Raw genomic sequence first — 22,547 nt, 5'->3', positions numbered from 1 at the left:
TGCACAAAACCAGCAAAATGAATTGCGGGATGCGTAATAAAGCATCCGGCATATCTCGTTTTTCTACCAGATCAGGTAGCTGGCTAGTGCTTGGCTTGTTGACAGTCATTACTCCATCTGTGCATGCGGCTGATACAGTGGAACTGGTTTTGCAACTGGAAACTTCGCTGACCAGTGATAGTAATCCTTTTCGATTTTACGAACAAACTGCCCAGCCGGATCGGCCTGAGCCTGCGCCAGACAAGCAATTCCGCAATCGAGACAGCATTACTGGCACTGACATAAGGGCGGGTGCCATTATCCCCATCTTGTCTGATCGTACGCGTTTGATACTGACGGGCTCACTAGGCAAACGGCACTATAAAAATTATAAGGATCTTGACCACAAGCTGATAGCTGCCGATGCGACTCTCGACTGGGCCGCGGGCAAAATTGTCAATGGACAGGTGACTGCTGGCAAAGAAGACAGATTGTTTCAATACATTAATGGCAGTCTGACAGAGAAAGATATCTCGCACCAAAAGCGTGCTGCCGCCAATGTCAATTTTAAACTCACAGATGAATGGTCTTTGAATGCCAGAGTCGACCGGGCGGGTTTGAATTATGATCTGCCACTGAACCAGCTATACAACTTTGATGAACGTGGCAGGCAGCTGAGTGGGCGCTATTACTCACCGACTGGTTCCAGTGTGGAAATCGGTACGCGCATGTCGGAAACCAGTTTCCCGGACCGGAACGAGCAGGATATTGCGGATCTGGATAAAGCCTATAAAGAGTCAGAGGTTTTTATCGATGCTGAATGGCGCTACAGCAGCAAATCAGTGACCAGCGCGCATCTTGGTGTCATCAAGCGTCAGTACGACGTGCTAACTGAGCGAAATACCAATCTATCGAATATCCTGTGGCGCGGCACTTATCATTATTCCCCTAAGCTGCGCCTTGATTTGCAATTGTGGGATAGGCCTTTTACGATTGTTGACCGCACTGTGGTCTACGTACTCAGCAAGGCCATGCGCTTTGACGCGCAATGGAAGTATTCAGATAAATCGCAAATGAATTTCTCCACGCTTTTGCAAAATAGCGATAATGTACTCGTACCTCGCCTGGCAAGCTTGGCTGACGGCACGTCGCGTAAGGAAAAACTGCTGCGTATAGGCTTGGGTGGAGGATATGAATTTGAACGCGGCTTTCGTCTGGTGCTGGATAGCTTTTATGAAAAAGTGCAACGTGAGTCTGATGGCGTGAATTTGAAACAGGCAGTGATTAAACTGGGTTTGGAATATACCTATGAAAATTTACCTGGGAGTAACTCACGTATGGGTATGAAGCGCTATCAACATTCCTTAAGTGCCTCGGATAGTTTGCGCTGATCATGAGGCTAACACAAAGATTAAGCCGTTTCGCTGCCAGGCACATGGCAAATCGGTGGCTGCCATTGAACAAGGGCAGGGGAGTGGTCAGTTTCAGTTTTGATGATGTACCAGCCAGTGCCTGTCACCAGGGTGCCCTGCTACTGGAGTTATACCAGGCACGCGGCACTTTCTATATTTGTGGTAGCTTGACTGATGGTGTCGAGCAAAACCAGCCTTGCCATAGTGTCGAGGATTTGCAGCGACTGCTAGAAAACGAGCATGAGATTGGCTGCCATACCTATTCGCATACCAACTGCGCCAATGTCACTTCCAGTTTTTTGTCGGAGGACTGGGAGCGTAATCAGGCTTTTTTCAAGCAGCATGGCATCATTAACCACGGCTTTGCCTTTCCCTTTGGTGCCTACAACCTGGGTAGCAAGCTGGCGGCTGCCAAACGATTTTCATATAACCGTATTACAGGAGGAGGCACACAGACTGGACGTGCCGACCTGTCTGCATTGCGCGCGCAAGCCCTATATTCGGCCAACAACAATGTGGATGAGATTGCTGCCTTGATCAAGCATACCGCCACAGTAGGCGGCTGGTTGATTTTGTATACTCACGAAGTCAGTGAAACTCCTGGCCCATGGGGTGCAACACCAGCTTTGCTGGAAAGCGCCTTGCGGACGGCTACACAGGAAAGTTGTCAGATATTGCCAGTTCACAAAGCAATTGATTTTTTTCTTTCCTGATCGTGTACACGGTTTTTACTCAATTCAGACTTGGGTAAGTTACAATTCTTGCGGTTTTAATCTTAATTTTCAGGTAGCAGACAACACCCATGAGCCAACATAGCCAGTTTACCCTGCTGACACAGCGCCGATTTGCCCCCTTTTTCTGGACGCAATTCCTCGGGGCATTCAATGATAATGTGTTCAAGACAGCCTTGTTGACCATACTGACGTATGACGCTTTGTCATGGACAAATATGGATGTCGGTTTGCTCAATAACCTGATACCAGGCTTATTCATTTTGCCCTTCGTCTTGTTTTCTGCGACTTCTGGGCAGTTGGCTGACAAATATGAAAAAGGCAGAATGGCCCGAAAGGTCAAGTTGCTCGAAATTGGCATCATGCTGATTGCTGCCGTAGGCTGGCAAACGCATAATCTCTGGCTTTTGATTGCCGCCGTTTTTGGCATGGGCATACATTCCACTTTGTTTGGCCCTGTCAAGTATGCGTATTTGCCTCAGCACCTCAAGACAGATGAGCTGGTTGGTGGCAATGGCTTGATAGAAATGGGGACATTTGTCGGTATTTTGCTCGGGGAAATACTGGGCGCCATGTTGGTGGTGCACAAGCCTTGGGGAACGGAACTTGTGGCTGGTGGCGCAATAATTGTCGCAGTCATTGGCTACGTGACTGCTCTGCGTATCCCTGATTCACCAGCTCCCGTGCCAGAATTGAAAATCAACTGGAACCCGGCTACAGAAACCATCAGGAATATCAGCTTCAGCAAACAAAACCGTCCGGTATTTTTATCTCTGCTGGGTAACTCTTGGTTCTGGTTCTATGGTGCCATCGTTCTTGCGCAATTCCCTTTGTATGCCAAGGATTACCTGCATGGCGATCACAGTGTCTTTGTCCTCTTGCTGACGATTTTCTCGTTTGGTATCGGTGCTGGTTCTTTGCTTTGTGAAAAACTGTCTGGCCATAAAGTAGAGATCGGACTGGTACCATTTGGTGCGATAGGCTTGTCAGTATTTGGGTTTGATCTATATTTATCCAGCCTCAGCTATACCAATGTGGCGACTGTTGGTGCAATGGAGTTTGTTAAACAGGCAAGCAGTTTGCATATTCTGTTCGATATCACAATGATCGGGGTTTTTGGCGGACTGTATATTGTGCCTTTGTTTGCCTTGATACAAACACGTTGTGACCCGAAACATTTGTCACGCACGATAGCGGGCATGAACATCCTGAACGCTTTGTTCATGGTCGTTGCCTCACTCTCGGCTGTAGCAATGCTGAAACAAGGCTTCACGATACCGCAGATATTCATGGCGACAGCCATACTCAATGCCATCGTGGCTATCTACATATTCAGCCTGGTGCCAGAATTCCTGATGCGGTTTATTGCCTGGCTGCTGGTACACACCATCTATAAGGTCAAAACCATCAACACTGACCGCATACCAGATGAAGGCGCGGGCATACTGGTCTGTAATCATGTCAGCTACATGGATGCCATCGTCATCATGGCATCGAGCCCGAGGCCGGTGCGTTTTGTCATGGATCACAGGATCTTTAAAATACCGTTTTTGTCTTGGGTATTCCGCACGGCAAAAGCTATTCCTATCGCACCGGCCAAAGAAGATCCATGGTTGATGGAAAAGTCTTTTATCGATGTTGCCCAGGCTTTGCATGAAGGTGAGCTGGTTTGTATTTTTCCAGAAGGCAGATTGACGACGACAGGCGAGTTGAATGAATTCAAAGGCGGTATCATGAAGATACTGGAGCGCAGTCCTGTTCCTGTTTACCCACTGGCTTTGCGTGGATTGTGGGGGAGCGTACTGTCGCGTGACAAGAGCAATCCATTTGAACGCGCTTTCCGTCGCGGACCATTTTCCAAACTCGAAATGGTGGTGGGGGATGTCATGCAGCCGCAAGATGTGTCACCTCAGGTTCTACAGGAAAAAGTCAGTGAGTTGCGTGGCGAGTGGAAATAAAATCCAACTCTCAGCTTAACTTTAAGGTGGATTCAAGCTTTCTTTAGATAAGAAAATGGCGCATTCAATATTGAATGCGCCATTTTTACTTGCTACTATTTTTTACTGCAAGCTGGATTATAAAATCTCGCTCGCATGATCTGCCAGGCGTGAACGTTCACCGCGTGCCAGTGTGACATGTCCGCTGTGCGCCCAACCTTTGAACCTGTCTACAACATAAGTCAGACCGCTGGAACCCTCAGTCAGGTAAGGCGTATCGATCTGGGCGATATTACCCAGGCAGATAATTTTGGTACCTGGACCCGCACGTGTCACCAGAGTTTTGACTTGTTTCGGTGTCAGATTCTGGGCTTCGTCAATGATGAGGAATTTATTGACGAAAGTACGGCCACGCATGAAGTTCAGCGATTTGATCTTGATCTTGGAGCGTATCAAATCCTGAGTGGCGGCGCGTCCCCAGTCACCGGCATCATTGTCTGATTTGTTGAGCACTTCCAGATTGTCGTCAAATGCACCCATCCATGGCGACATTTTCTCCTCTTCTGTACCTGGCAGGAAGCCGATGTCTTCACCGACAGGCACAGTAACGCGCGTGACGATGATTTCATTGTAGGTTTTGGTTTCCAGCACTTGCGCCAGACCTGCCGCTAAAGCAAGCAAGGTCTTGCCAGTACCGGCTTGACCTAGCAGTGTAACGAAATCGCATTCCGGATCCATTAGCAGGTTTAATGCAAAGTTCTGTTCGCGGTTGCGGGAAGTGATACCCCAGACGCTATGCTTGATATGACCATAGTCACGCAAGGTTTGCAGTACTGCAGTCTTGCCGTTGATCTGCCTTACCTGGCCATAGAAAGAGGCCTCACCATTCTTGGGTTCTAGATACACGAACTGATTCACCAGCAGGGAAGGGATGACAGGTCCGGTAATGCGATAAAAAGTCGTGCTCAAACCATTGCGGTTTTCTTGCCAGGTTTCTATGCCCTTGCCATGTTTGTTCCAGAAATCATCGGGCAATTGCACGATGCCTGAATACAGCAGATCAGAATCTTCCAGCACGTGATCATTGAAATAGTCTTCTGCTGGCAAGCCCATGGCACGCGCCTTGATGCGCATATTGATGTCTTTCGACACCAGTACCACAGGACGGCCAGGCATTTCAGTTTCCAGCGCACGAACGACGCCAAGTATCTGGTTATCTGCCTTGCCTTTAGGCAGGCCAACTGGCAAGTCGGCGCTTTGCAGCTTGGTCTGGAAGTACAGGTGGCCCTTGGCATCCTTGTTGCCCAGTTTGGACAGCAAGATACCTTTTTCTATATCGTGATGATCGATATCACCTACCAGCGCATCGAGTGAGCGCGATACCTGGCGTGCGTTACGGGCAACTTCGGACATGCCTTTCTTGTGATCATCCAGTTCTTCCAGGGTGATCATCGGCAGGTAGACATCATGCTCCTCAAAACGGAACAGTGATGAAGGATCATGCATCAAGACATTTGTATCAAGTACAAACAGCTTGGTGGTGCCAGATTTGTCAGCGGCACGACTGGTGCCGGATTTGACGCGGCTGTCATGGGTTTTGGCCTTGCTTGCGGCAACGACAGGCAAAGTTTTGGCGATAACCGCTGGTGTCGCTTTTTCTGCAACAGGTTTGCTGACAACTGCCGGAACAGTTGCGAGTTTCTTTCTTTGTGGTGCCGGGGCGACATCAATGGCTTTGATTTTCTCTGGCGTTGCTGATTTTATTGTTTTGGCTGGTTTGCCTTTTTCTGCCTTCGGATAATCCTTGGGCGAAAGCAGCGCTGCTGGCTTGGTCGGCATTTTTGGCAATGGCATGAAAACCTCAATCAAAAAGTGAGAGCTGAAAAGTTAAAAGCCGCTAAGGACATACCTGCATCACTGCTGGCACTGTCTTTCGCGGCTTTTATCAAGAGTAATTCTGGAGAGTTCAATTAAGTTTGGGCGCTCACAAATTCGAGTACTTCATCTACGTGTCCTGCTACTTTAACTCCACGCCATTCTTTCACTAATTTACCATTGCCGTCAATCACAAATGTGCTGCGCTCTATGCCGCGCACTTGTTTGCCATACATGTTCTTCATTTTCATGACATTGAACAACAGGCACAAAGTTTCATCAGGGTCAGAAATCAGCTCGAAAGGGAGGTCCAATTTACTTTTAAAGCCTTCGTGAGAGCGCAAGCTGTCACGGCTGATGCCAAACACGACAGCATTGGCTTGCTGGAATTGTGGGTGCAGGTCACGGAATGCAATACTTTCCGTAGTGCAGCCGGGGGTGTTGTCTTTTGGGTAAAAATAAATGATGATATTTTTACCAGTGTAATCACTTAATTGAAACGCTTTGTCACCAGTCATGGCGGCAGAAAATTCAGGTACCTGGCATTGTAATGCAGAAGGGGTTTCAGCCACTTTCATCTCCTTGGTTAGGGGTGGAGAAATGTTGCTGACTGACTAGATCAGGGCGACCAGTTCTCCGGAACGGCCTGGCAAGCTTGCCCATGATAATGGACGCGTCGGTAAGTCACTATTCTTGATGGACGCATAGTAGTCCGCCATGGAAATACAACGATAACCTTGCTTGTGCCAGCCTGTCAGCAATTCCTCGAATATGGGGGCGAGTTTTTGTCCTTCAAGCTCTGCATGTAAGGTAAATACATGATCTTTTGGGCTTGCTGTCAGTTTCAGTATATTGGCAGCTATATTTGACTCGCTAATGACATTCCCGCCTATGTCGCGCCCCAGCAACTCATCCAGGGTCGGCAGGGTAGTTGGCATTTGTATGCATGACATGGCCGTATTGCCCACTTGAAGGCGATAGGGGCCTGCATCAGCATTTGCCAGGCTGCCATCTTCATTCAGCATGGCGCGGCCATCTGAAGCGTATTGCATGCCAAACTGATCAAGCTGGGAGAAAGCATGCTCATTCATTTGCCAGCCAGCTGCGCCATGGGTTTTTGGTGTTACGCCAAAAATCTGCTGGAAGCGCTGGTGAGCTTGCTGCATTTGCTTGCGGGTCCAGTCCAAGTCACGCACCCGCACATTGTCTTGCCAGACCACGTGGTCCCAGGTATGTATGCCGCACTCAAAACCGGCATCACGCACAGCCTGCATTTCGGTCGTGCAACTGCCTATATCTGGCGCGGGAAGTAGCACACCATACATCAGGGTCTTGAATCCGTAATGTTCCAGGACCGATGTGCGAGACACTTTTTGGAAAAAGCCAGGGCGGAAAGCCCTGCGTAAGGCCCAGCCTGTGTGGTCCTTACCCAAAGAAAACAGGAAAGTTGCGCCCGCATTGTGCTTTTGAAGAATGCGCACCAGGTTTGGTACGCCTTCTTTAGTGCCGCGATAGGTATCGACGTCGATCTTGAGAACGATGGTAGGCATGTAGTCCAGTATTAGTCCATCAAGGAGCGTGCTTCGGCTACCTGGCTGCGGTATGCATCGAAAATATTGCGCATGGTGTCTGGCATGGTCGTTACTGGCTTCCAGCCCAGTTCTTCACAGGTGTTGGTGATTTTTGGCACGCGATTTTGTACGTCCTGGTAACCTTTGCCATAGTAGGCGGCAGAAGTGGTTTCTGTCAGCTCTACTTTTTTCGCTGTTTCTGCGTACTCAGGATATTCAGCCGCCAGATCCAGCATCATGTGTGCCAGTTCGCGGATGGAGAAATTATTGGTTGGGTTGCCGATGTTGTAGATCTTGCCGCTGGCTACGCCGTTTTTGTTATCGATAATGCGCATCAGTGCATCAATACCGTCGTCGATATAAGTGAAAGCACGTTTTTGCGCGCCACCATCAACAAGAGAAATGTTTTCGCCACGGACAATATGACCAAAGAATTGGGTCACTACACGTGAGCTACCTTCTTTGGGCGTATGGATATTGTCGAGGCCAGCACCGATCCAGTTGAATGGGCGGAACAGGGTGAAGTTCAAGCCTTCCATACCATAACCCCAGATAACGCGGTCCATCAATTGCTTGGCGCAAGAATAAATCCAGCGTGGTTTATTGATAGGGCCACAAATCAGTTCAGATTCTTCCGGATCGAATTCTTCGTCATGACACATGCCATAAACTTCAGACGTGGAAGGAAATACCAAGTGCTTGCCGTACTTTGCTGCAGAGCGGACGATAGGCAGGTTGGCTTCGAAGTCCAGCTCAAACACACGCAAAGGTTGTTTTACGTAAGTCGATGGTGTGGCGATCGCAACCAGAGGCAGGATGACATCACACTTCTTGACATGGTATTCAACCCATTCTTTATTGATGGTGATGTCACCTTCAAAGAAATGCATGCGCGGGTGATTGATCATGTCGCCCAGACGCTCGGTTTGCATGTCCATGCCATACACTTCCCAGTCTGTGGTTTCCAGAATGCGCTTGGACAAATGGTGACCGATAAAACCGTTCACGCCGAGTATAAGGACTTTTTTCATAATGAATTCTTTTTAAAATAAATGTTGATTGCCAGTTCAGAATGCACAAATAAACAAGCGATTATGCCGCCTGCTTCAATATGGCCGCCAACTCTTGCGGGCCAACGATTTTGTCATTCATTAACAATTCAATAATATGCAGTGCACGGCCATCACCGCACACGCCAAGGACGATATTATCCACTACATGTAAGCCTGTCGGCAAATTTGCAGCATCAGCTTTGAATAGACGTGCTTTTCCAATAACAAAACGCTGGCCAGCCTGGTCGGTAAATGCACCTGGGTAGGGTGGTGCCACAGCTCTGTGCAGGTTATATACCTGTTGCGCAGTCTGTTGCCAGTTGATGCGGCCATCTTCTGGTTTGCGGCCCCCGTAGTAGCTGCCGGCAGATAAATCATTCGGCAAACGCTTGGCTATACCTGCAATCAAATCTGGCAATGCATTCCACAGGCATTGTTCTGCCGCAACGGTTAATTTGCCAAACACTTCATAAGCCGTGTCATCCGGCAAAATGGGCGCTGATACTTGAGCAAGGATGTCACCTGCATCAGGCTTCAAAGCCATTTCATGCAAGGTGGCACCAGTTTCGGTTTCGCCGTGCAAAACTGCCCAGTTGACCGGTACACGACCGCGGTATTTGGGCAGTAAAGAACCATGCAGGTTGTAAGCTCCGCGCTTTGCCAGTGCCAATACATCCAGCGGCAGCATATGACGGTAATAAAAGCTGAAAATGAAATCTGGTGCAATTGTCGCCACCTGCTCTTTCAGTTCGGCTGATTTTGGATCATCCGGCGTTATACAGGGTATGCCCTGCTCACGGCAAAGTTCGGCAACGGATTCAAACCAGATGGTTTCTGCCGGGTTGTCAGTATGGCTGACGACCAGTTTGATGTCCACGCCGCGTGCCAGCAAAGTCTTGATGCAACGTACACCTACGCTGTGATAGGCAAAAACCACTGCTGTTGCAGGGGATGCTGATGTAGTCATCTCTGCTTTCTCAATTAACTTCAGGCAAATCCGGATTGGATTGTTCCAGTATGGTTTGCACCACATAACGCGGACGGCCACGCACTTGCTGATAAATGCGACCCACATACTCACCCAGCAAACCTATGCCGAACAAGATGACACCCATGAGGAAGAATGCGATGGCAAACAGGGTGAATAAACCTTCAGCCTCTGCCCCCAGCGCAAAGCGACGTATTAGCAAGAGCAACACCAGGCCACCAGACAAGACAGAGAGCACCATACCCAGCATGGAAAACCATTGCAAAGGCATGATGGAGAAGCCCGTCATCAAGTCAAAATTCAGGCGTATCAAGCTATAAAGCGAATATTTTGATTCACCAGCAGAACGCTCTTCATGCTCGACGGTGATTTCTGTTGGCTTGCGCGCAAAGGTATAAGCCAGTGCAGGGACGAAGGTATTTACTTCACTGCATTGATTAATAAGATTAATCACATTGCGACCATAAGCACGCAACATATTGCCCTGATCCGTGATCTTGATGCGAGTAATTTTCTCGCGGAAGCGGTTCATGGCCTTGGACGCATAAGTGCGCCAGGCAGAATCCTGACGTTTGCGGCGTATGGAGCCTACATAATCATAGCCTTCGCGCATTTTGTCGACGAGGGCACCGATTTCTTCAGGCGGATTTTGCAAATCCGCATCCAAAGTGACGATGATCTCTCCTCGCGTGGCTTCAAAGCCAGCCAGAATAGCCATATGCTGGCCGTAATTGCCGTTGAACAGAACAACTCGCGTGACGTCTGGACGCAAGCGATACTGGTCTGCCAGCAAGGCAGGCGTGTTATCGCGGCTACCATCGTTAACAAAAACAACTTCGTAGCTGACTCCGCGTGCGGCCAGCGTATCAAGCGCTGGGTACAGACGCTCAAACAGCTTGGCCAGGCCAGCTTCTTCGTTATATACAGGTATGACAACAGAGAGTTCGGGTTTCATTAATATTGTTCTGCCGATTTCAGAGAAGGCAGGATTTTACCGCAGACACGACTCTTTCGACATCTTCTGTATTCATTGCTGGAAATAATGGCAAAGTAACAATCTGCTTGCCTATGCGTTCTGCAATCGGGAACATGCCGTCGGTAAAGCCGCGATCACGGTACATACTGAACAGATGGATGGCGCGGTAGTGATAACCCAGGCCAATTTGCTGATCCAGCATTTGCTGCATGAATGCGGCGCGGTTGGCGCTTTCTGGCAAGACCAGGTGGAACATGTGCCAGTTACTGTTTTCAAAGTCGGCGACAGGCAATTCTGCCCCTGTCTTTTGTTCAAAGTCAGTGCCAAAGCTGTCGAAGTAATGCTTTGCCAAAGTCGCACGCTTGGTATTGAATTCAGTCAGGTGCTTCATTTGCCCCAGACCTATGGCTGCGGCAATGTCCGTCATATTGTATTTGCCACCCAGCACATCAACGTCTATGCCATCGAGGCCGCTACGCGTCACGCCTTGCAACCTGTATTTTTCAGCCAGGCGTACTTCTTCTGCATTGTTCAACACCAGACAACCACCTTCGCCTGTCATGATGTTTTTGTTGACCTGGAAACTGAATGAAGCGAAATCACCGAAAGAGCCTATACGCTTGCCTTTCCAGCTAGAACCTATGGCTTGCGCGGCATCTTCAATGACACGCAACTTGTACTTGTCAGCTATCGCATACAGCTTGTCCATATCGCAAGGCAGGCCGCACATGTGCACGGGAATAATTGCCTTGGTACGTGGCGTGATCGCTGCTTCGACTTTGTCCAGATCAATATTATGTGTTTTGGGATCAATGTCGGCAAACACAGGGGTTGCGCCTGTCTCTATGATGACATTGGCGGTTGCTACCCATGAATTTGGCGTGGTGATGACTTCATCCCCTGTGCCTATGCCAGCAATACGCAAGGCAATTTCCATTGTGCAGGTGCCTGAATTGAAAGTGCGTACAGGCCGGCCACCAAAATATTCAGACAGTTGTGCTTCCAGTGCCTGCACTTTAGGACCGCTGGTCAGCCAGCCAGAACGCAAGACTTCCGTGACGGAGGCAATAGTTTCTTCATCAATAGTCGGCTTGGTAAATGGCAAAAATTTGGATGCGTCACTCATGGTGAACCTTTCAATAAAACAGAGCTACTCTTGTGGAGTATGAGATGTGTGCAAAAAGGAGCAATTCAGCTTTTTACCAGCAAGGCAACACCAATGATGATCACACCGATTGCCAGCATTCTTTGCAGGGACATGACTTCACCCAGAAAATACCAGGCACCTATGGCGTTGACGATATAGCCTAAGGAAAGTAACGGATAAGCAATGCTGACATCGACACGCGACAAACCTATGATCCAGACGACGACAGAAATGACGTAGCAGGTCAGGCCACCGATGATAGGGAGTTGGGTTGCCAGCTTGAGCCCGACTGAAAACCAATTCTCTGCGGTCAGATGAATTGCCCCCACTGCATTGGTTCCAGTTTTGAGCAAAAGCTGGGCGACAGCATTAAGCATGATGCCGGTGAAGATGAAGCCAAAGGTATTGATGTTCATACGGTTCTATTTGTTCTTATTGACCAGGTTGGCAACGATGACACGGCGAGGGTCCTTGGCAATGAGTCGCATAGGGAAGTCGGTTTTTTTCAGGTCTTCATAAATATCATTACGCAAGATGGCGACTGCAGTTTCGCCCTTGTCCTGATGTGCCTGCCATTTTGCAATGAAATCCTCGCGCTTGGGTATCCATAATTCTGGCTGCTGATGCAGGCCAAACTGCATTTCATCAGGAAACTCAACCAGGGTTACAGTCCTTTCCAGATAGAACGGCAACGCTTGTTCATAGCGGCCTACAGCGTAAAAAGGCGTAGTTGGTGAAGTTAGTTCAGCCTTGATTGCTGGTAGATATTCGCTACCTGCAATATATTTGCCCCAGGGATTATGTCCCAGAAAGGCAACTTGCCCAACCAGGTAGCCACTGGCAGCCAGACAAATGATGGCCCAATCTTTACCAATTGTGCCTTTGCGTGCCAGCAACCAGGTGAGTAAGCCGCCAACCATCGCCAAGGCAATAATGCCAACTATCCATGGTGTGTAACCTATAGCCAGTGTGCGGTCAAATGTGTCGGCGCTATCCAGTTTGCTCAGATATACGGCCAGGCCAATTGCACCGGCTGCGCCGACTAAGATGAACAGAATGCCGGCCACTTTTACCGGACGGCTATCATTTTGTTCCAGATGGCAGGCAATCAAGAGTGCCAGTGCAGGGAATATAGGCAGGATATAGCCCGGCAATTTCGAACCTGAAATACTGAAAAAGAAAAACAGGAAAGCAGCCCAGATGAACAGCATCTTCCTGGGTTGAAAGCCTGGGGTGTTATCTTTGACACCAGACCAGAGCCCTTGCAGCAAGACACCTATCCAGGGAACGATGCCGACGATGAGCAAGGGGATGAAATAATGCCAGGGGCCGCCGCGTTTGTGTACGGTACTGGTGAAACGATCGAAATGCTCATGAATAAAGAAAAAATGCGGATGCTCAGGGTTTTTTATTGCTATCAAGATAAACCATGGAGCAGTAATGGCAAAAAACAGGATCAAACCCTTGCCCATATGCAGACGTTTCCACAAACCCCAGTCGCGTGTCACTATGGTATAAATGACCAATACAGCACCAGGCAGTACAAAACCTATTAAGCCTTTTGACATCGTTGCTAATGCCATGCCTGCCCAACACACCAGCATGGCATTGCGTTCAGTCTTGCTGTTGACACCTGCCATTTGGGCGACCAGCAAGCCGCACAAGGCCAGAGTCATCATGCCAGACAAACCCATGTCCAAAGAATTGACATGACCCATGCCCGCCCACCAGAAACTTGAACCCAACACTAGTGCAGCGATGATCCCGGTCCGACGGTTAAATATCTTGTTGCCTGTATAGGCAACAGCAGCAACGCCAAGTAATCCATTCAAGCCCGTCCATAAACGTGCTTGCCAATCACCCAGGCCGAAGACGGCAAAGGTCAGGGCATTCATCCAGTTTTGTAGGGGGGGCTTTTCAAAATACTTGATGCCATTCAAACGCAAGGTAATCCAGTCACCTGAGGCCAGCATTTCGCGCCCCATTTGTGCATAACGGCCTTCATCAGTCGGCACCAGAGTTCTTGCGCCCAGCATATAAAACCAGATCAGCAAAAAGGCGATAGTCAACGCCCATAATGTACGTGGTGAATCGTAAGGAGATGTCTTGTTCATGCAGTTTCCATTATCAGTGCAAGTGCAACCTTACGGCCTTCAGCCATAAGAATATTATAGGTGCGACAGGCGGCCTGGTTGTCCATGCATTCCACGCCTATGCGTTTGCTTGCCAGTGTGGCGGTTAGCCTGGGGTGAACGAAGCGCTGCTTATTGCCCGTACCCAAAATAACGACATCGGGCGCTGTGGCCTCGATTTGTGCAAAATCGGCATCACTTAATTGTTCAAAACTGGTGGCCGACCATTGCTGCGGCTTGGTTTCTGGCAATACAATCAAGCTGTAAGCATAAGTAATTGCATTAATTTCTACACTGTCTTTTTCATAAGCAGTGATGGTCTGGTATTGCTGCGTAGGGGTAGAGTGCAACTTCATCGATGTAACTCAAGGGTTAGGACTGGAGAGAGGCGCATTGTAACGTTTTTTATCAGTATTCATAGGTTCCCGCTTGTCTCAAGCTTACTTTTTTGCCCATGCATCCCAACCGACCTTGGTAATTTTGGCTATTGTCAAATCGCGGGAGGTATGCGGTGCCTTACTGTCAGTCAAAAAGACAGCAACAGCCATATGGTGGCCATTGGGTAAAGTAATAATACCCACATCATTGTGTGCTGCAGTCATGCTATTTCGGTTGGTTGAACTGCCGATTTTGTGAGCGACGGGTGCGCTGGCTGGTAGCAAAGCTTTGATACGGGCAGGATTGGGGCTGGAAGCAGAGTTTGGGGTGGTTTCAGCGTCACTCATCCATTTCAGCAGCAAATCACGACTTTGGGGACTGAGCGCTCTGGTTTCCTGAAGGGCTTGTAGTAGCTTGATCATGGCCTTTGGCGTAGCCGTATTGCGGTACTGCCTATCCCGTGACTTACCCATTTCCTTTTCAGTATCGAGCACCTTGATATCCTGTATCCCTAATTGCGCCAGATATTGCATGACGAAAGGCGGGCCGCCGAGCAAGCGTAACAGGACGTCACTTGCAGTGCCATCGTCATTGGCAATGGCGTGATGCATCAATTCTTTGACGCTGATTTTGAAATTGTCATCTGGATGTTCATCTCTTAAAGGGCTGGATTGCACGTCACTGATGAAATCCTCTTTGCTGATGGCAATTTTTTGTTCCAGCTTGAGTTTGTTTTGATCGACTTTCGCCAGTGCAGCCATCACTATGGGCAGCCTGTAAACCCCTTGCATGGGACATGGAGCATCAGGCAATATCCATAGGCTTTGTCCGGTTTCCAGGACTAGCAGGCTGGCACTTAGTCTGCCTCCGCTGTCTATGGCAATGGATTCCAGCACATTCTGTGAATAAGCAGTGCACAGGCTGGCCAGAGAGAGCGCCAGGAACAGAAATAATTTTCTCATTGATTGCACCTCTCTAAGATATTAGGTTGCAAAACCTTCGTTTACGATACCTGTTGCGACTCTATTCGCGCAAATTTGCTCGCGAGTCCAGCTTTTGCCAAGTTCTGATTGATAAAATTCGGCGCTTTGTGCAGAATGGAAAGTTCGGCAGTGCAGCATTTTTGCATTGCAGCTTAACATGCGCTTTCATCTCATTTCTGCCTGGTTCGAATATGTGGATTTAGCCAACTCATGAATATTATCAAGGATTGCAGCGGTGCGACCCATACAAAAATCATTAAAACTAGCAGACGTTTGTTATGACATCCGTGGCCCCGTCATGGAAAAAGCCAAGCAGATGGAGGATGAAGGGCACAAAATCATCAAGCTGAACATCGGCAATCTGGCGGTCTTCAATTTTGATCCGCCGGACGAAATCGTGCAGGATATGATACGCAATATGCAAAATGCAGCCGGCTATACCGACTCTAAAGGCATGTTTGCACCTCGTAAAGCGATTATGCATTACACCCAGGAAAAACATATCCGTGGTGTGACCATAGAAGATATTTATATAGGCAATGGCGCTTCAGAATTGATCGTCATGGGCATGAATGCTCTGCTCAATAGCGGTGATGAAGTATTGGTGCCTGCGCCTGACTATCCTTTGTGGACGGCAGCTGTCAGCCTGTCTGGCGGCAAACCTGTGCATTATGTCTGTGACGAAAGTGCAGACTGGATGCCGGATATCGACGATATCAAGAGCAAGATTACGCCTAATACCAAGGCCATTGTCGTCATCAATCCGAATAACCCGACTGGTGCCTTATACCCGGTTGAGGTCTTGCAGCAAATAGTCGAAGTAGCACGCCAACATCAACTCATCGTTTTTGCGGATGAAATTTACGACAAGACTTTGTATGATGGCGAAGTGCATACCTCCATTGCATCTCTGGCCGATGATGTACTGTTCCTGACGCTGAATGGTCTTTCGAAAAACTATCGTTCTTGTGGCTATCGTGCTGGCTGGATGGTCGTATCCGGTGAAAAACGTCATGCCAAGGATTATATTGAAGGCTTGAATATGTTAGCCTCCATGCGTTTGTGCGCAAATGCACCAGGTCAGTTTGCTATTCAGACTGCGCTTGGCGGCTACCAGAGTATCAATGATCTGGTAGGGCCGGGTGGACGTTTGCTCAAGCAACGCGATCTGGCGCACAAGCTGTTGACGGCAATTCCTGGTGTGACTTGCGTCAAACCAAAGGCTGCGCTGTATATGTTTCCCAAATTGGACCCCGTGATGTATCCCATCAAGGATGACCAGGAGTTTATCCACGAACTGCTGACCGAGCAGCGCGTGTTGCTGGTACAGGGAACGGGATTTAACTGGATCAATCCCGACCATTTCCGTGTGGTGTTCTTGCCCAATACGGATGATTTGACAGATGCTTTCGGACGTATTGCCAGTTTTTTAGAGTCATACCGAAAGCGTCACGGCACCAATTAATTAATTTAATTTACTGTTTAGAAAACTTATGAAACCCATCAAAGTAGGCCTGTTAGGCATAGGCACCGTCGGCTCCGGCACTTTCAACGTTTTGAAGCGCAATCAGTTAGAGATTACGCGTCGCGCAGGTCGCTCGATTGAGATTGCCATGGTGGCAGACCTTAATGTTGAGCGGGCACGAGAGTTGACCAACGGGGAATGTGAAGTCGTCAATGATGCAAATCTGGTGGTCAGCAATCCTGATATCGATATCGTCATCGAATTGATCGGTGGCTATGGCATCGCCAAAGACCTGGTCATGAAAGCCATCGCCAATGGCAAGCATGTTGTCACTGCCAATAAGGCTTTGTTGGCAACGCACGGTAATGAAATCTTCAAGGCAGCAGAAGAAAAAGGTGTGATGGTCGCATTTGAGGCAGCAGTTGCTGGTGGCATCCCCATCATCAAAGCCTTGCGTGAAGGCCTGACTGCCAATCGTATACAGTGGATCGCAGGCATCATCAATGGCACGACCAATTTTATCTTGTCTGAAATGCGTGATAAGGGCCTGGACTTTGCCACCGTGCTGAAGCAGGCGCAAGAGCTGGGCTATGCAGAAGCTGATCCTACCTTCGATATTGAGGGTGTGGATGCTGCGCATAAAGCCACCATCATGGCCGCAATCGCTTATGGTATCCCCATGCAGTTTGATAAAGCCCATGTGGAAGGTATCACCAAGCTGCAAGCCAGCGATATTCGTTATGCAGAAGAACTGGGTTACCGTATCAAACTGCTGGGTATCAGTAAGCGTACTGAAGCCGGCATAGAATTGCGCGTGCATCCGACCCTGATCCCGGAAAAGCGCCTGATTGCCAATGTAGAAGGCGCCATGAATGCCGTGCTGGTACATGGCGATGCAGTCGGCGCGACCCTGTACTATGGCAAGGGTGCTGGTTCAGAGCCTACGGCTTCTGCAGTGATTGCGGATCTGGTCGATATCACTCGTTTAGCGACTGCTGACCCTGAGCATCGTGTGCCTTACCTGGCCTTCCAGTCTAATTCACTGAGTGATTTACCAGTGTTGCCTATGTCAGAAATCGTCACCAGTTACTATCTGCGCATGCACGTGGCAGACAAGCCTGGTGTCCTGGCTGATGTCACACGCATCCTGGCAGATTTGACGATCTCCATTGATGCCATGCTGCAAAAAGAACCTGCGGAAGGTGAAACACAAACGGACATCATCATTCTGACGCATCAGACCAAAGAAAAAAATATCGTTGCTGCGATAGAGAAAATCGAGAAACTCGATTCAGTATTTGGTGCGGTGACGAAGTTGCGCCTGGAAGAATTGAGCTAATTCATCGGGCTTCAAACGAAAAAGCGTGGTCATGGAATAATGACCACGCTTTTTTATTTTCTGAAGACAGGATAAATACGAAGATATGCCGCGCCTCTCTCTAAAGCAGTTACTTGCCTATGCTATGTTTGGTTTTCCTTTGGCGATGGTAGCCTTACCGATTTATGTCTATGTGCCACAGTTCTATGCTGATCGCCTGGGTATGTCTTTATCGGCCATAGGTACGGCATTATTGCTGACTCGTATCATGGATGCCTTCCTTGATCCCTTTATAGGGGCATTGATAGATCGTAGACCACAAAGCCGTAGTTATGCACCTTATATAGTTCTTGCGTTGCCATTATTGATTGCCGGTTTCACGGGCCTGTTTCATCCGCCACACTTATCCGGTAATCTGGCCTTTCTCTGGTTCTTGTCTGCACTAGTAGTTGTATATGCCGGATTCAGCCTGGCCAGTATCTCTTTTCAGAGTTGGGGTGCTGCATTGACACAGGAGCCAGGGCAAAGGGTAAGATTGACCAGTGTGCGTGAGGCATGTGGTCTCGTTGGTGTGATCGCCACCGCCATCATCATTCAGTTTGGCAATGTCACGATCTTATCTGGCATGCTGAGTCTCAGTCTACTTATTACAGCTTGGTTTTTGATACGCCATACGCCACGCAGATCAGGCGCGACTATGGGCGCTCACGTGCCGCTGTCCTTGCGTGATTTATTCGCTAACCGCAGTTTCAGAGCTTTGTTCCTGGTATTTGTTGTCAATGGTATCGCCGCTGCAATACCGGCGACCTTGTTCCTTTTTTTTACCAAAGACCGTTTACATCTTGCGCATTTGTCCGGCGTTTTGTTGTTGCTATATTTTCTCGCGGCTGCTTTATCCATGCCTTTATGGACGCGTCTTGCGCAGAGAAAAGGTGAGGTCAATGCATGGCTGTTTGCCATGCTCTTGTCCGTGTTTAGTTTTGTCGGCGTACTTGCATTGGGTGTTGGCGATGCCTGGGCTTTTTCGCTGATTTGCATTTTTTCTGGCATGAGCCTTGGAGCCGACCTCGCTTTACCGCCAGCTTTGCTGGCAGGAGTTATTCATGCAGCAGGGCATAGCGAAAAAAACGAAGCCAGTTATTTTGGCGTCTGGAACTGGGCCAGCAAGATGAATCTGGCCGTCGCTGCCGGATTGGCCTTGCCAGCCCTGGAATACCTGGGTTATGTGCCAGGTGCGACGAGCGATAATGGTCTGCAAGCGTTAACACTGGCTTACGCAGCTTTACCTTGCATATTAAAGTTGCTGGCTGCCGCATTGCTTTGGAAATCCAGATTGGAAAAAGTATAGCAGTATAAAGTGCTGGCCGAATAGCCAAATTTATTTAGCGCAACAGCTTTTCATGAAATTCCGCCGGATAGTCTTTATGGATTTTAACTACCGTAGAAACCCGGGTGCCATAACTCGGTGAAACGATGCAAGGCGACGAAAGTAGCCTCTCCATCTCAAATGAAATGCCGGTATCGGGTAAGCGGCAATCTGGAGCAGGGGTGGTATTGGCCAGCACTTCAAAATAGGCATCCACTGGGGCGCGCTGACATATCATGCTGGCAAATTCAGCTTTGGTTCTGACGACTTTGGGCCAGGGCGTATCCAGTGATGCGTTGGAAATGCCATAGATACCTGGAGGTAGTGGCTGGCCGTTGCGTACATCATCCTGGTTGCGATTGGAAAACCAGATCAGGTCTTCCTGATCACCTATCAGCAAATTGAAACCGTTATAGTCGGCAACAGTATCTCGAATGCTGGCGATGTACTCTTGTGCGCTCAAGTTGCTATTGAGGTAATTGGCAACCAGTTCTCCACGCGTAGGCGCGTCTTCACGCTTCTCGGAAGGCGCGCGGATATTCGTAATGGCGGCAAATTTGCTTGTCAGACTATCTGCACCGTTCAGCGTAGTCATGCCCAGCCAGGTACCGCCCGATTGCAGGTCGCGTCCGGCGTATATGTTGGGGTTGTCTTGCCACCAATCAGCGGCAGCCGCAGGCCGGTCATAAAACTCATCACGGTTACCTGCAAACACGATAGGTGTGCAGGGTATAAGTTTCCAGGCAAAGACGATCAGGCACATAAGTCTACATCCACAAAATATTCCATATGTCGCTCACCAGACTGTAATTGTTTTAATCCAGTTTGCGCGTAAGCCAGCTCTAGCCTCTGTTCAAAATCTGACGAAACCTGATAATAAATCTCCATCCAGGTATGCATGCCATCCTGTTCTGCCGGACGTCTCTGCAGACCTGGACTTTGCTGATCAGCCTGAAGCATAAGTTTTTGCAACAACCGCTCTTGCTGCAGCACTTCAGCTTCTTTATTAGCGCTGGCTTTGAAATAGATATAGCAATTCATATGCCTGCTTTTGATTCTTTATTGCGTAATATCTGTTATTGCATACGGTAGCGGTTGCAGTTCTATCGCTGCGCCACTGGCTGAACCCAGTGTGAGTTGACCGCTTTCCTGATCAGTCAGCTTCATTTCTATCAACACCAGAGAGCTGTCTTCCTGATGTTGTTCAGCGTTAACGATCATGCCGCAAGGCTGGCTGACATCATCACTATGAAATACTTCCGTTCCTGCAGCTACATCTTTCGCATGGACCAGTGCTATTGCCATGCGGCGCTTGAGTTTGCCCAAGTATTGACTGCGCGCGACTATTTCCTGTCCTGGGTAGCAGCCCTTTTTAAAGTTCACACCACCGATAAGTTCGAAATTGATCATTTGCGGGACAAACTTCTCTTGAGTGCTGGCGATGACGGTGGCAATGCCAGCCTGAATTTCAGTCACACGCCAGGCGCTGGTGTTTACTGCGCGCAGTTGGGCGTTTAATTTTGGCCAGGCTAGCTGTGCAATTTCCAAAGGTGCTATCCATTGATAGCGTGGAAAACTGTTGGCGTCTGCGACGCGCAGCAGGCTGCCATATTCGTTGCTCAGTTGTTGGTCGACTTTAGCTGGCAGCTCTGGAAACCATTCTTGCAGTGCTGCAGGTGCAGCACTGCCACCTAACCCCAGAACAACGTATTCTGCATTGATATCGTGTAATTTGGCTTTCGCCCTTAAAACAAACATTTGCAAACGTTTTTGCACAGAGGCTTGTATTGTTTTTGATAGCTGCAAGATAATATCCTGGCCATCTTTCCAATACACAAAGCTGGCCAACATGCGTCCTTTAGGGGTGCAATAAGCCGCACGGCGCAGCTCTGTTGCACCCAAATGCTCCACATCATTGCTCAATTGATTATGCAAAAAAGACGGGGCATCTTCGCCTGCAACTCTTATTAGGCCCAGATCAGTCAAAGGGGCAACAAACCCTGTTTGCAGGGCATCTGACTGCCAATGAGGAGTAAAACCGTTGGTATTCAGGTTTTCCACCGTTGCGCCCTGGCTGGATAAAAAGTCTTCCCACGTCATCTTGTTATACTCACTCTTCTTTACTGATTCGCTTAATGTGCGCGCTGGCTTTACAATACCGCCTGCACCTGTTCAGGCGAATTATAGTAGCGTATGCAAAATCTCGTCAGAACTCCCTCAATTTTGATTAAGCTGCCTACATGGGTTTCATAAAAAAATTATTTGTATTACTAATTTTACTTGCGCTGGCCACAGGTGGCGGTTTCTATTATTGGATGCAACAAGCCATTTTTGTGGAAGGTGCAGTCAAAGAATTCACTATTAAACCAGGTAGCGGCGTGCGCGCATCTGCCCGTCAGGTTTTTGAAGCAGGAGTACCAGTTCAACCGCTGATGTTTGAAGCACTGGCACGTTTGATGGGGAAAGAAAATCGCTTGAAAGCCGGCTCTTTCGAGATAGAGGCTGGTAAGACACCAGTCGAATTGCTGAACAAGATCGTCAATGGTGATTTTTCCATGGCCAGTCTTGTGGTGATCGAGGGTTGGACCTTTCAGCAAATGCGCAAAGTGGTAGATTCACATCCTGCCGTCAAGCATGAAACTCAGGGCATGAGCGAAGCAGAGTTGATGCGCAAGATTACGCCAGACTTTCCGCAAGCGGAAGGTTTGTTCTTTCCTGATACCTATCGCTTCGCCAAAGGCAGTTCTGATCTACAGCTTTATGAACAAGCCCATAACCAATTGTTGAAAAAACTCGACGAAGCCTGGAAAAAACGGGTAGATGGCCTACCATACAAGAATCGCTATGAAGCCCTGACCATGGCTTCCATCATAGAAAAAGAGACCGGGCAAAAATCAGAGCGTCCGATGATCGCATCCGTTTTTGTCAACCGCCTGCGCTTGGGCATGTTGCTGCAAACTGATCCTACCGTCATTTATGGTATGGGTGACCGCTACCAGGGCAAGATCTACAAGCGTGACTTGTTGACAGATACGCCTTATAACACCTATACGCGGGCAGGCTTGCCTCCGACACCGATTGCCTTGCCTGGCATGGAATCGATTTCCGCTGCCTTGGATCCGGCGCATAGTGATGCTTTATACTTCGTCGCGCGTGGAAATGGGACCAGTCAGTTTTCTGATAGTTTGAATGACCATAATCGCGCTGTGAACAAGTACCAGCGTTGATAGCGTCACG

At 48.7% G+C, this 22,547-nt stretch carries 21 protein-coding genes; 7 read left to right on the top strand and 14 right to left on the bottom strand.

What is annotated here, in order from left to right; all coding sequences use genetic code 11:
• Positions 1–29: 29 nt before the first annotated feature.
• From Q8K39_RS11090 to Q8K39_RS11080, 3 genes are all read left to right on the top strand, one after another.
• On the top strand, positions 30–1,370 hold the full coding sequence (locus tag Q8K39_RS11090) for a hypothetical protein (RefSeq protein WP_305260134.1): 1,341 nt from the start codon (positions 30–32) through the stop codon (positions 1,368–1,370).
• Positions 1,371–1,414: 44 nt separating this feature from the next.
• Positions 1,415–2,104, top strand: a complete 690-nt coding sequence (locus Q8K39_RS11085) for a polysaccharide deacetylase family protein (protein WP_305260133.1) — start codon at positions 1,415–1,417, stop codon at positions 2,102–2,104.
• A gap of 89 nt (positions 2,105–2,193) precedes the next feature.
• Positions 2,194–4,080 carry an MFS transporter gene (locus Q8K39_RS11080; protein ID WP_305260131.1) on the top strand — a complete coding sequence of 629 codons (1,887 nt, stop codon included), beginning with the start codon at positions 2,194–2,196 and terminating at the stop codon, positions 4,078–4,080.
• Between the two features lie 117 nt (positions 4,081–4,197).
• Here the strand turns inward: Q8K39_RS11080 and Q8K39_RS11075 are convergent, their stop codons facing one another.
• From Q8K39_RS11075 to bla, 11 genes are all read right to left on the bottom strand, one after another.
• Positions 4,198–5,913, bottom strand: a complete 1,716-nt coding sequence (locus tag Q8K39_RS11075; protein ID WP_186951289.1) for a PhoH family protein — start codon at positions 5,911–5,913, stop codon at positions 4,198–4,200.
• Positions 5,914–6,029: 116 nt separating this feature from the next.
• Positions 6,030–6,512, bottom strand: a complete 483-nt coding sequence (locus Q8K39_RS11070) for a peroxiredoxin (RefSeq protein WP_305260128.1) — start codon at positions 6,510–6,512, stop codon at positions 6,030–6,032.
• Positions 6,513–6,548: 36 nt separating this feature from the next.
• On the bottom strand, positions 6,549–7,484 hold the full coding sequence (locus Q8K39_RS11065; protein ID WP_186951291.1) for a polysaccharide deacetylase family protein: 936 nt from the start codon (positions 7,482–7,484) through the stop codon (positions 6,549–6,551).
• An 11-nt stretch (positions 7,485–7,495) separates the two neighbouring features.
• A complete protein-coding gene (locus tag Q8K39_RS11060; protein WP_186951292.1) occupies positions 7,496–8,536 on the bottom strand; it encodes a bifunctional UDP-4-keto-pentose/UDP-xylose synthase in 1,041 nt (346 codons plus the stop codon).
• Positions 8,537–8,597: 61 nt separating this feature from the next.
• Complete coding sequence (locus Q8K39_RS11055) at positions 8,598–9,524, bottom strand: formyltransferase (protein WP_305260125.1); 927 nt, start codon at positions 9,522–9,524, stop codon at positions 8,598–8,600.
• Between the two features lie 10 nt (positions 9,525–9,534).
• Entirely contained in the window at positions 9,535–10,500 is a 966-nt protein-coding gene (locus Q8K39_RS11050; RefSeq protein ID WP_186951294.1) for a glycosyltransferase, read from the bottom strand.
• Positions 10,501–10,519: 19 nt separating this feature from the next.
• A complete protein-coding gene (locus Q8K39_RS11045) occupies positions 10,520–11,647 on the bottom strand; it encodes a DegT/DnrJ/EryC1/StrS aminotransferase family protein (protein ID WP_186951295.1) in 1,128 nt (375 codons plus the stop codon).
• Between the two features lie 65 nt (positions 11,648–11,712).
• A complete protein-coding gene (locus Q8K39_RS11040) occupies positions 11,713–12,084 on the bottom strand; it encodes an EamA family transporter (protein ID WP_186951296.1) in 372 nt (123 codons plus the stop codon).
• Positions 12,085–12,090: 6 nt separating this feature from the next.
• The gene (locus Q8K39_RS11035) at positions 12,091–13,782 is read right to left on the bottom strand and encodes a glycosyltransferase family 39 protein (protein ID WP_305260123.1); all 1,692 of its coding nucleotides are present in this window, start codon (positions 13,780–13,782) and stop codon (positions 12,091–12,093) included.
• Positions 13,779–14,156, bottom strand: a complete 378-nt coding sequence (locus Q8K39_RS11030) for an Mth938-like domain-containing protein (RefSeq protein ID WP_186951298.1) — start codon at positions 14,154–14,156, stop codon at positions 13,779–13,781. Before Q8K39_RS11030 ends, Q8K39_RS11035 begins: the two co-directional genes overlap by 4 nt.
• A gap of 84 nt (positions 14,157–14,240) precedes the next feature.
• Positions 14,241–15,140, bottom strand: coding sequence for a class A beta-lactamase (bla, locus tag Q8K39_RS11025; RefSeq protein ID WP_305260122.1), 900 nt, complete (start codon positions 15,138–15,140; stop codon positions 14,241–14,243).
• A 256-nt stretch (positions 15,141–15,396) separates the two neighbouring features.
• On the opposite strand from bla, the gene Q8K39_RS11020 reads away from it, so the two are divergent.
• The 3 genes from Q8K39_RS11020 (at position 15,397) to Q8K39_RS11010 (ending at position 19,292) form a co-directional block, all read left to right on the top strand.
• Entirely contained in the window at positions 15,397–16,626 is a 1,230-nt protein-coding gene (locus tag Q8K39_RS11020; RefSeq protein WP_305260120.1) for a pyridoxal phosphate-dependent aminotransferase, read from the top strand.
• A 28-nt stretch (positions 16,627–16,654) separates the two neighbouring features.
• Positions 16,655–17,965: a homoserine dehydrogenase gene (locus tag Q8K39_RS11015; RefSeq protein ID WP_305260118.1), complete on the top strand. Its 1,311-nt coding sequence runs from the start codon at positions 16,655–16,657 to the stop codon at positions 17,963–17,965.
• Positions 17,966–18,050: 85 nt separating this feature from the next.
• Positions 18,051–19,292 carry an MFS transporter gene (locus Q8K39_RS11010; RefSeq protein ID WP_186951302.1) on the top strand — a complete coding sequence of 414 codons (1,242 nt, stop codon included), beginning with the start codon at positions 18,051–18,053 and terminating at the stop codon, positions 19,290–19,292.
• Positions 19,293–19,326: 34 nt separating this feature from the next.
• On the opposite strand, the gene Q8K39_RS11005 is transcribed toward Q8K39_RS11010, so the two are convergent.
• Genes Q8K39_RS11005 through Q8K39_RS10995 form a run of 3 tightly spaced genes read right to left on the bottom strand, consistent with a single transcriptional unit; the run spans position 19,327 to position 21,410 of the window.
• On the bottom strand, positions 19,327–20,073 hold the full coding sequence (locus tag Q8K39_RS11005) for an NRDE family protein (protein WP_186951303.1): 747 nt from the start codon (positions 20,071–20,073) through the stop codon (positions 19,327–19,329).
• Positions 20,064–20,351, bottom strand: coding sequence for a DUF4936 family protein (locus tag Q8K39_RS11000; protein WP_186951304.1), 288 nt, complete (start codon positions 20,349–20,351; stop codon positions 20,064–20,066). The genes Q8K39_RS11005 and Q8K39_RS11000 overlap by 10 nt, the downstream gene beginning before the upstream one ends.
• 18 nt (positions 20,352–20,369) lie before the next feature.
• Positions 20,370–21,410: a folate-binding protein YgfZ gene (locus Q8K39_RS10995; protein WP_305260115.1), complete on the bottom strand. Its 1,041-nt coding sequence runs from the start codon at positions 21,408–21,410 to the stop codon at positions 20,370–20,372.
• A 140-nt stretch (positions 21,411–21,550) separates the two neighbouring features.
• On the opposite strand from Q8K39_RS10995, the gene mltG reads away from it, so the two are divergent.
• A complete protein-coding gene (mltG, locus tag Q8K39_RS10990; protein WP_186951306.1) occupies positions 21,551–22,537 on the top strand; it encodes an endolytic transglycosylase MltG in 987 nt (328 codons plus the stop codon).
• The last annotated feature ends 10 nt before the right edge of the window (positions 22,538–22,547 follow it).

Origin of the sequence: Undibacterium sp. (assembly GCF_030683615.1) — a bacterium.
Taxonomy (GTDB): Bacteria; Pseudomonadota; Gammaproteobacteria; order Burkholderiales; family Burkholderiaceae_D; genus Undibacterium; species Undibacterium umbellatum.
The sequence above is the reverse complement of the archived record's forward strand: the minus strand, read 5'-3'. Positions and strand labels throughout refer to the sequence as shown.